Source organism: Leptolyngbya sp. BC1307 (assembly GCF_002286735.1).
In the GTDB taxonomy this organism is placed as follows: domain Bacteria; phylum Cyanobacteriota; class Cyanobacteriia; order Phormidesmidales; family Phormidesmidaceae; genus Phormidesmis.
Genome location: NZ_NRTA01000125.1, coordinates 1 through 1,811, shown reverse-complemented (window position 1 = coordinate 1,811; position 1,811 = coordinate 1). Strand labels below are relative to the sequence as shown.

Below are 1,811 nucleotides of genomic sequence, written 5' to 3'. Positions count from 1 at the left end.
GATCTTGGCTTTGACTGCACTCTACGCTGCCTGATGAGATCCTGATTACCCGACTACCCCGCTGTCGTCACTCGCCTATACCCACTGTCACCTAATACTCCATCATTCAACCGCTAGCAGGGCGGTGGCACGCTTGCTTTAACCAACTTAACGATTGGCGTTTTCGGGACTGATAAGCCAAAGCTCCCTATAGAAAGGGTTACAGAAATTATTAAGCAGCCTTGGAATGACCTTTAGAGGGCTGGTTGATAGAACCTATATCAAAGCCAGATTCAGCAGACGCGACTGTTCAGTATGCGCCGCCAAAGAGCTGTGTACGCGCAGCCCGATGCGAAGCGTGGCCTTTCTACCCCAAGCGAAGTACGAAGCGCTGGAGCAAGCTAGGCAAACTCACGATAGTACAGAAGGAAAAGAACGCTACAAGCGCAGGGCAGGTATTGAAGGCACCCTCTCGCAAGGCGTCCGTGGTTTTGGCCTACGGCGTTCTCGCTATTGAGGTCTAGCCAAGACGCACTTACAGAACATGGCGATAGGCGCAGCTATCAACCTCGACCGCCTGGTCAGCTACCTCAACGATGTACCGCTGGCCAAGACGCGAGTTTCCCGATTCAAGGCGCTAAAGCCTGCCTCATAGAGACCTTTGGCACCCTCTTGTTAGTACCGAAATTAGTTCGCCAACAGTATCCGAGCGTTTTTAAGACACATTTGACGAAATAAGAGTACAAACACCTTTTATCAGAATTTTCTAGCCTGCTTCTCACATTGAAAGATTAAAGGAGCAGCTATACGTATTTATTCTTTTGGTGAAGCTTTACCGGAGTAAGTAGTTTCACTGAGCACAGTGTGTGCTGCTTTCCAATAACTTGTAATCATCAATCAATTGAGAAAATGATCTATGAAAATACAGAAGCTAGCGCTTGCCACTGCAACAACCGTAGCCTTGTTATCAGTGCATGGCGTAACGTCGTCTGCAAAAGCTGCTGTTTTGGGTGGGAGCAGTACTTGCTCCGAAGTGAGCTTTAGCTATCTTGACTGCGCTGGTTCATTTTTAGGAAACGATAAGGGTGCTCAAGGAAGCGGATTGTCAAACCTTAATTCACTCTTTGGGGAGGGCTGGTATTTTGCGGGGGACAATGAAGATGAATTAGTTTCGTTGACAAATGGCGGTGAGGGGACTCAGTTAGGAAGCGCTTCAACAAAGCTGAGTGGTTTCGGCGCGATCGCTATCAAAGCAGGAAATTCTTACTCCCTATACACTGTCAAAGATTTGGCAACTTTTGACTGGGGAACAGCAGGCGTAGCAAAGGTTGGAAAAAAAGGAAATATACCCGGTCTTTCCCATCTATCTGTCTATAAACAAACAATTCCTGAACCTCCGGTTTCCCAAAAAGTGCCGGAACCCAGTATGTTGCTAGGTATCGCGGGTATTGTTGGGGTCAGCAAGCGTCTACGACGCAAAAATGGATAGGCTACCCAGCTAAAAGCAAAGGGTATCGGCTTTGCTAAAGAAAGGAACAATAATGTAGCATGGCTGTAACTTTTGATTGCGCCCTATAGCTGTTTCTAGGCGGAAACAGCGATTAGTCAGGTTGTCTGTCGCTTGTTGGATGAAACAAGCGACGAATGGCCTATGACAGTTGTTTCTAGCAAGATCGTTCTCATTATGAACCTAGCGGAAAGCTTCACCGTATCGCGTCCTTTGAGTTCTGCCATATATTAGGTGACAGTGGGTATAGGCGAGTGACGACAGCGGGGTAGTCGGGTAATCAGGATCTCATCAGGCAGCGTAGAGTGCAGTCAAAGCCAAGATC

Annotated in this window: 2 protein-coding genes; both read left to right on the top strand. The window is 47.7% G+C overall.

Annotated features, from left to right (window positions below):
* Positions 1–226 precede the first annotated feature (226 nt).
* Positions 227–496: a transposase gene (locus CKL79_RS24505; RefSeq protein WP_121971696.1), complete on the top strand. Its 270-nt coding sequence runs from the start codon at positions 227–229 to the stop codon at positions 494–496.
* A gap of 399 nt (positions 497–895) precedes the next feature.
* Positions 896–1,468, top strand: coding sequence for a PEP-CTERM sorting domain-containing protein (locus tag CKL79_RS22290; protein WP_121971695.1), 573 nt, complete (start codon positions 896–898; stop codon positions 1,466–1,468).
* Positions 1,469–1,811: the final 343 nt, after the last annotated feature.